8 protein-coding genes are annotated in these 7,781 nt (G+C 43.4%); 5 read left to right on the top strand and 3 right to left on the bottom strand.

What is annotated here, in order from left to right:
• Positions 1-144: 144 nt before the first annotated feature.
• Complete coding sequence (locus LHL20_RS20285) at positions 145-1,683, top strand: diguanylate cyclase (protein ID WP_226434599.1); 1,539 nt, start codon at positions 145-147, stop codon at positions 1,681-1,683.
• Between the two features lie 81 nt (positions 1,684-1,764).
• Here LHL20_RS20285 and LHL20_RS20280 read toward each other — a convergent pair whose 3' ends face one another.
• Positions 1,765-2,487 carry a hypothetical protein gene (locus tag LHL20_RS20280; RefSeq protein ID WP_226434598.1) on the bottom strand — a complete coding sequence of 241 codons (723 nt, stop codon included), beginning with the start codon at positions 2,485-2,487 and terminating at the stop codon, positions 1,765-1,767.
• A 360-nt stretch (positions 2,488-2,847) separates the two neighbouring features.
• Positions 2,848-3,423 carry a GrpB family protein gene (locus LHL20_RS20275; RefSeq protein ID WP_226434597.1) on the bottom strand — a complete coding sequence of 192 codons (576 nt, stop codon included), beginning with the start codon at positions 3,421-3,423 and terminating at the stop codon, positions 2,848-2,850.
• Positions 3,424-3,716: 293 nt separating this feature from the next.
• Between LHL20_RS20275 and LHL20_RS20270 the strand changes: the two genes are divergently transcribed.
• From LHL20_RS20270 to LHL20_RS20255, 4 genes are all read left to right on the top strand, one after another.
• Positions 3,717-4,274 carry a GbsR/MarR family transcriptional regulator gene (locus tag LHL20_RS20270; RefSeq protein ID WP_159627473.1) on the top strand — a complete coding sequence of 186 codons (558 nt, stop codon included), beginning with the start codon at positions 3,717-3,719 and terminating at the stop codon, positions 4,272-4,274.
• 11 nt (positions 4,275-4,285) lie between these two features.
• Positions 4,286-5,659 carry a cytochrome ubiquinol oxidase subunit I gene (locus tag LHL20_RS20265; protein WP_226434596.1) on the top strand — a complete coding sequence of 458 codons (1,374 nt, stop codon included), beginning with the start codon at positions 4,286-4,288 and terminating at the stop codon, positions 5,657-5,659.
• Positions 5,660-5,668: 9 nt separating this feature from the next.
• Positions 5,669-6,676 (top strand): cytochrome d ubiquinol oxidase subunit II, encoded by a 1,008-nt coding sequence (locus tag LHL20_RS20260; RefSeq protein ID WP_226434595.1) that lies wholly within the window; start codon positions 5,669-5,671, stop codon positions 6,674-6,676.
• Between the two features lie 321 nt (positions 6,677-6,997).
• Entirely contained in the window at positions 6,998-7,162 is a 165-nt protein-coding gene (locus tag LHL20_RS20255) for a hypothetical protein (protein ID WP_201283998.1), read from the top strand.
• Between the two features lie 68 nt (positions 7,163-7,230).
• Here the strand turns inward: LHL20_RS20255 and LHL20_RS20250 are convergent, their stop codons facing one another.
• Positions 7,231-7,635, bottom strand: coding sequence for a hypothetical protein (locus LHL20_RS20250; RefSeq protein WP_413228910.1), 405 nt, complete (start codon positions 7,633-7,635; stop codon positions 7,231-7,233).
• Positions 7,636-7,781 lie beyond the last annotated feature (146 nt).

The raw sequence follows: 7,781 nt of genomic DNA, 5'->3' as shown, positions 1-7,781 counted from the left end.
CAGGGCTGTTCCGTATTAAATGTACGATATTTACCTAATTTGCCACACTTATAAGTAGTAACCCACCTCCGCAGCCATTTATTGGTGTGGTCTACAGAGAATTATGTCTTTTTAGAGGGGAAAATCCCTAGAACCCCTTTAAACATGGGAAGTGGCCAGTCATTGTCGCTAGGTATAAGCGTAGCGCCCTTGTGGCTGAAAGTGAGGCTATTACTTCCCGCCAACGAAGACCCGTTATATCGCATAAGTGTAGAAACACCTTGGCTTGACCATATTGACACGTGGCTTGTTCATGAAGGACAAGTTTTGCGACACGTGCGCGGCGGCGATGCGTTAGCTTACTCAGATAGACCCATGCAATATCGTTACTTTGCCTTCGAGTCATCAATGCCAGCGGGAGAAACCGTACTTTACATGCGTGTTGAAACAGTAGGCCCCATGGCAATTCCCTTGTATATCTCAGAGGCGAAACTTGCTACTCAACGCGATGTATCGAGTGGTTACCAGTACGGTTTTTTGTACGGCATTATGGTTGCCCTCGCTATCTATAATTTAATTATTTATTTTAGTATTCGACATCGAGAGTACGGGCTTTACGCGTTATATCTTTTGGGTTTTGTGGCCAACAGTCTCTCTTATACCGGGCAGCTTCATACGTGGATTACTCCTGATTGGGGCCCTTATTTTCAAGATTGGATGGATATCTTCTTGATGATCACATATTCAATTGCCGGGTTACATTTTGCGCGGGTGTTGTTAAATACGCGTCTTTACGCCCCGCTTTTAGACAAACTTACCACTGGCGTTACTGTCGTTATTCCCATTGGCATGCTTATTAGTGCAGCGTTAAATCAATTGACCATCGCATTGCTGCTTGCTTTTATTCTTAACAGTAGTTTTGCCGTTCTGTTCATTGTGCTAGGGCATCAGGCGTTGAAAAACGATGTACCGGCAGCGCGCTTATTTCTTATTTGTTCAGTGACCGCAGCCACGTGTATCTGTATATCAACAGCGGCAGTATGGGGTTTAGTGCCTTATAACGATTTCACTTTTAAGCTCATAGAACTCGGTGTGGCTTTTGAGGCAATTTTCTTGGCATTTTTGCTTGCCCAGCGTTTTAGATTAGCAGAAATAGATAAGCAAATTGCTGAGCGCAGTGCACGCCAAGACGCGCTGACGGGGCTAAATAACCGTACTGGCTTCGAGCACTTAGTTTACCCAGTGTGGCATCAACTTGTTCGTAGAAAACGTGATTTATCCTTAGTACTGATAGACATTGATCACTTCAAAAATATCAATGATCTTTACGGGCATGCGATAGGCGATGAAGTACTACGCTGCGTGGCAGCACTGCTTGAACATGGTAGCCGACGTGGTGACATTATCGCGAGATGGGGAGGCGAAGAGTTTCTGCTATTTCTTCCTGATACAAACGAAGCTCAGGCTAATACGCATGCTGAAAGGCTTCGGGTTCTGATTGAAGACGCCGTTATTGATAGTGGCGAAGCGAACATACAATTTACCGCAAGCTTTGGGGTATGCGGTACGAAAGACGGCTTGTTAGGTGAAACAAAGTTAAACGATGATGCATTAGAACATATTATCAACCTTGCCGATAAAGCGCTTTACGATGTCAAACAATCGGGAAGAAATAGCGTTCAAGTTGCAAGCGAAGTGCTTTAGGCAATTTAAGAAATAGCGTGTTTTAATACAAAACCGTGCAATGCAGAGGCGATGTACCTGCCTCTGCAATACTTTTTAGAATTAAGTTGGCGTTAAGGCCATATTCATTGACTGTTGTTTTTCGGCTTTGTGCACGTTAAATACAATAAAAAGCAAAAATGTAGAATACAGTGACGCTAACGTAACAATATACCCAGAAGCATCTATCCCGCTTGTAAATACCATGCCACTAATAAGCGCAATAGGCGTATAAGATACACCGTTTTTCCAGTGTTTTAGTAACGCGTACCAAATCTGCTCCCCTTGATGGCGGGAAAGGCTCAAGCCTTTACAAAAATGGGCTAACACGTACGGCATTATCTGAGTAACAAAAACTAACACTCCTGCTAGCACTACGCTTATTGCCTCCATTGCGCCAAATCGCATGTTGCTAATGGGCACACTTGCTGCACTCACCTGCTGCAAGGCCTGTGTTATCCAACCCGCAACACCCATTCCCACCATGCTTAAAGCAAAACAGCCAATTAAAACGGGAAGAAACAGCGACTGTTGCAAGGAAAGCTCAGACAATACGCCGCTTAATGACCCCGTTCTGAACTTAGTGGTAACCACACACACCACAAGCGAAATAAGTGCGATATAAGCCGTCATCTTAAGGGCAAATAGTTCAAACGGTATCTTACATATCAAGTAGGACAGTAGCCCTAGTCCAACACTGATAGCGGGGTTTTCAACGATAAACTGTGCCATATCCTTATAGGCCCGAGCATGTTCTCGGTAAGAGAGTTGTGTATGAATATGCATTGGGTCGACCTCAGTAGCAGAATCGCAACTATAACGGTCAGATTGGACAAAAAAAGTTAACTTTGCCCCATTAGGTATACTAAATGAGACAAGGGTATTGCAAACCATACGAAGAGAAAGTGATTGTCATAAGAAGCTGGCGCTTTCTGGGTAAGCGAAACCATAATCACAAAGCAATGGAAACACGCGCTTAATTAACTTATTTCTTTGTAGATTTAAGGTTGTTCAAAGCCTCTTCAAAAATCATTACTCTGTGATCGTTAATTCTTCGGGCTAATTCCAGCGCTTTCTTACAATACTGCACAATGGCTTCAGCTTCAGTGTAGCGTTTTTAAAAGATTAAAACGCGCATTCAAAGACTTAAGCCTGGCTTAGGGACTTTTCCCAAATCCGAGCATTTATCATAATCAAGTCACACACTGGATCTTTGATTTCACAGTAAGCGTCTCTATCAAATCTAGTGTGCTTAGATAACGACTGCTTCAATCTGGCATAGGCTGTCGCCGATTCAGGATGATTTCGCAGAAAATCTCTGAATAACAGCGCATATTTATAATTTTTAGCACCTACTCTTCGAATATGGATATTCGCTTTGAAGCGCCATCGGTGAGTTATCCCCGGTAAGTAAATTTTTTTCCATTCATTTTCGTCAGATTCGTTTGGCGGCAGGTGATCTTTACTTAAATAAGCGTATGAGAAACCGAAGTCTTGTAAGGCAGCGTTGATTACTTCGCAAACCTCATCTGAAACTTCTTTTACGCCGATTTGAATGTCAATGCGATCTTTGGACGGCATATTTTGAATGGCAGTAGAACCAATATGCTCGATGCAAACCGCTAGTGTGCCTAAGGCTGAGTCTAAATCTTTTTTTGCCTGTTCAAATTGTTTAAGCCATATTTCCTGATAGGAAATAATATCAATAGGGTCACGTTTCATTGTCTTTGTAAGGGGATTCAGCCAATAGTGTTTGGACAAAAAGTCTAGGGGGAATGGTAGCCATGTCAATACCACGAAATTTTAATGAGACTAGTGAAAGCCCAATGGGCATGGAAAAAGCTATTGCTGTCGTCCGCTTCAGACAAAGAGCCTATCAAAGATATTTAAAAAACTAGCCTCAGTAATCGATATCCATCAAATGTGATTCCACAAACAAAAACAATAAATGTTGATCTAAATCAAACCACATTATAAACTTTCAGTAATTTCTGAAACTTCAGCAGGTAAAAAATATGAAGATGACTCCACTTATCACGTCTGCGGTTATGCACTTTGGGGAAATGGGTAGCCGATGGGGTTTTAATCGCACTGTTGGGCAAATATTGGCGCTTATTGTGCTGAACGAAGAGCCCATTTCAGCACAGGAAATTGCTGACGCACTGAATATTTCTCGTGGGAATACCAGCATGGGCCTTAAAGAATTGCAGTCGTGGCGCCTAGTAAAACAACATCTGGTCCCCGGTGAACGCAAAGAGTTCTTTGTTCCAGCCGGTGATATATGGACATTGGCTAATCGCGTTTTTGAAGAGCGAAGAAAACGAGAAATCGACCCTACTATGAGTTTACTGCGCGACCTTCTTCTCGACACGCCAGCAAATGAAAAAGAAGCCAATGCGCAAGATAAACTGAACGAAATTCACGATTTACTCGAATCAATTACGGCATGGTCTGAAGAACTTCAGAATCTTGGGCCTGAAAAGTTAAATACGTTGATGAAGCTTGGCGCTGGTGTAGGCCGCATGCTTGAGCTTAAGGATAAGCTTCTTCCGGGGAAAAACAGCGTTAACTAAGGGGGCCTTCTGTGGATGCATTCTTGCTGTCTCGATTACAATTTGCGTTAAATATTAGTTTTCATATTCTCTTCCCAACCATCACTATGGCGATGGGATGGTTTTTGTTTTATTTCAAAATGCGCTCTAACCTGTCTGGTCATCCTGTGTGGATGCGCATGTACCGGTTTTGGGTCCGTGTGTTCGCATTAAGTTTCGCCCTAGGTGTTGTAAGTGGCGTAACCATGTCATTTCAATTTGGCACTAACTGGCCGGGATTTATGGAAAAAGTGGGGAATGTGGCAGGTCCATTACTGGGCTACGAAGTACTTACCGCCTTTTTCTTGGAAGCGACCTTTCTCGGCATTATGCTTTTTGGTATTCGCCGCGTGCCTAATTGGCTGCATACCGCTTCAACATTGATTGTTGCCATTGGTACGACAACGTCAGCATTTTGGATATTGGCGCTGAATAGTTGGATGCAAACGCCGCAGGGCTATGAGGTGATCGACGGCGTGGTGTATGCCACCAACTGGAAAGAGATTATTTTCAACCCTTCATTTCCTTACCGCTTTGTACACATGATGCTGGCATCAGGCCTTACTGCTAGTTTCTTAATTGCGGGGCTTTCAGCGTACAGAATGCTTAAGGGCGATAATAAGCTAGCACCAAAACTAGCACTCAAAACGGCCACTTATACCGCTGCTGTGCTTATTCCTTTGCAAATATTTGCAGGTGATATGCATGGTTTAAATACCCTTGAACACCAGCCTCAGAAAGTCGCAGCGATGGAAGGCTTATGGGAAACCACTGAAGGCGCGCCTTTGCTTTTGTTTGCCATTCCCGATGAGGATGCAAAGGAGAACCACTTTGAAGTGCCTATTCCTTATGGAGCAAGCTTAATACTGACTCACGAACTAAAAGGCGAGATAAAAGGCTTAAACGAATTTGAAGGAGAGCATCCTCCCGTTGCGCCTGTATTCTTCGGCTTTCGCGTTATGGTCGGTATGGGCATGCTGATGTTACTTGTTTCATGGTTGGGTAGTGTTTACTTATTGCGCAACAAACCGCTCCCCACTTGGCTTAAGCGCACTTTTGCGGGTATGGCATTTAGCGGATGGGTTGCCACACTTGCGGGTTGGTATGTCACTGAAATAGGTCGTCAGCCTTACCTTGTCAGTGGCGTCTTAAAAACCGCTGATGCCGTTACGCAGCTTCCACCCAGCAACATTGCGCTGTCATTTACCCTATATGTGGTCATTTATTCGGTTTTACTCGTGGCGTACATGGGAACCTTAATGCTGATGTGTCGACGTGCGGTAGAGATTGAAGAGATCACGACTGAAGAGCGTGAAATCGCAAAAGCGAAAATGCAACCTACGAACCCAGACCCAGCAACGGTATAAGGAACTAACATGTTTGAGAATGTATCGGCAGAAATGCTAGGCAATATTTACATAGGCTTACTGGGTTTATCGGTATTACTTTATGCCATTTTAGACGGTTACGATTTAGGGGTAGGCGTATTAATTCCGCCGAGAACGGAATCGTTTCGCGACGATATGATTGCGTCAATTGGCCCTTATTGGGACGCCAATGAAACCTGGTTAGTTTTGGCTATTGGTCTTTTACTTATCGCCTTTCCTGAAGCCCACAGTGAGGTGTTGCAAACACTGTATTTACCTGCAACATTTATGTTGTTAGGTCTTATTTTACGAGGTGTCTCATTCGATTTTCGCGCTAAGGTTGTACAAGTGAAAAAACGAAAGTGGGACATGGCGTTTAAATACGGTTCATTACTTACCACGCTAGCTCAAGGCTATATGCTTGGTATCTATGTGACAGGGCTTCGTACAGACATATGGGCACAGGGTTTTGCGCTGCTTGCGGCCTTTGGTGTTACCGCGGCTTACGCCTTCATTGGCGCCTGCTGGTTAATTCTTAAATCAGAAGGTGAGTTGCAGCAGAAAGCCTATTACTGGGCACACAAAGGGTTATATGTTCTTGTTGCCGGTATAGTGGCCGTAAGTATTGCAAATTTAACTCTACACGACGACGTTAGAGAATTGTGGCTATCTGCTCCTTGGGGGTATGTACTATTTGCCATACCGTCGGCGTGCTTTGCACTGCTGATACTGTGCGGCATACTGCTTAAAAAGCTCCCTGAATCTAACGGCAAAGGTGAATGGCTCCCCTTCTTTATCGCGCTTTTAGTGTTTTTGCTCTGTTTTGCAGCATTTGGAATCAGTTATTACCCATTTATTATCCCCGGGCACATGACCATCTCCTATGCTCTGAGTGATGCGAGTTCGTTGCGTTTCTTGTTGGTGGGAGTAGTCATAGTTGTTCCTGTGATACTGGCGTATACCGCAATGGTATACAAGATATTTTCGGGTAAGTCTGAAAAGCTCTCTTATTACTAGCGTAATGTTAACCTCTGCGGCCTTATTTTTAAGGCTGCAACATCGATATTCTTTTTAACTGATGATGAGCATTAATGTTAATCATTGGCCTGACTTTCAATTGCCGACTACTATTTATTTATACTCCAAAAGTTCTCTGCGCTTTACTCACTCTTAGTTCGTTTTAGTTCGTTCTGTCGCACTCGCTAAGAGATAAAAGTGATCCAAAATCTATACTTTAGTCTAAAAAAATAATGAATCAGCTTGAAATACCACATTGACATTAAAGTGTAATAATACTACATTTCATTTGGGGTAATTTTATTAAGAAGGAGCCAAAATATGGAAAATGTATTTCACTCATTTTCAAGGTTCTTCAAACGCGCCCACCCCTATACGGTCGCACATTACATCGGCCGTAAGAATGCGCAGCGTATCCTAGGATGTAAAATCAAAAAGAAATCCAAGATATTCGCAGAACAGCACGTTGAAGACCAAACACATTAATTTGATTGGGGCCTGTAAAAAAGGCCCCATTTTTTTGTGCTGTTATTGAGATAGTAAAAAACAGTGCCTTACGTTAGTTTGAACGTATTCACATTCGATTGTAGCTCGGTCGCTAACCCTGCCAAACTTCGCGCTTCTATATTTACATTATTGTTGGCAGCCTTTACGTTGTCACCTAGCATTTGGAAATCAAGCACGCCTTCACGTGCCAGCGTCACCTGCTCTCTAGCGTGCTGAACTAAATCTGAGGCATCATTACTCACTTTAACCAGTGATAAAATACTTTGTCGTCCGCTCTCTAAAGTGGCAACCAAATCGTTAGCCATAGCAAGTGCATTATGTGCCTTATCTTTATTTGATGTCATGGTTCTAACCGATGCTTTAATCGACTCCACTATCGTCTCAAGCATGGTATTTATTTCCACTGTCGATTGATGGGTGCGAGAGGCAAGTGTTCTTACTTCATCGGCCACTACTGCAAATCCGCGTCCAGACTCACCCGCGCGCGCAGCTTCAATAGGGGGTTCTAGGGATTTTCCCCTCTAAAGTAACATAGAATGCTACAGGCTTTGTATTATATAGCCTCCAGCTGTGGGTTACTTTCGTTTCCAAGCTTAAT

The organism is Alteromonas sp. McT4-15 (genome assembly GCF_020515205.1).
In the GTDB taxonomy this organism is placed as follows: Bacteria; Pseudomonadota; Gammaproteobacteria; order Enterobacterales; family Alteromonadaceae; genus Alteromonas.
This window is presented reverse-complemented; position numbering and strand designations above follow the sequence as displayed.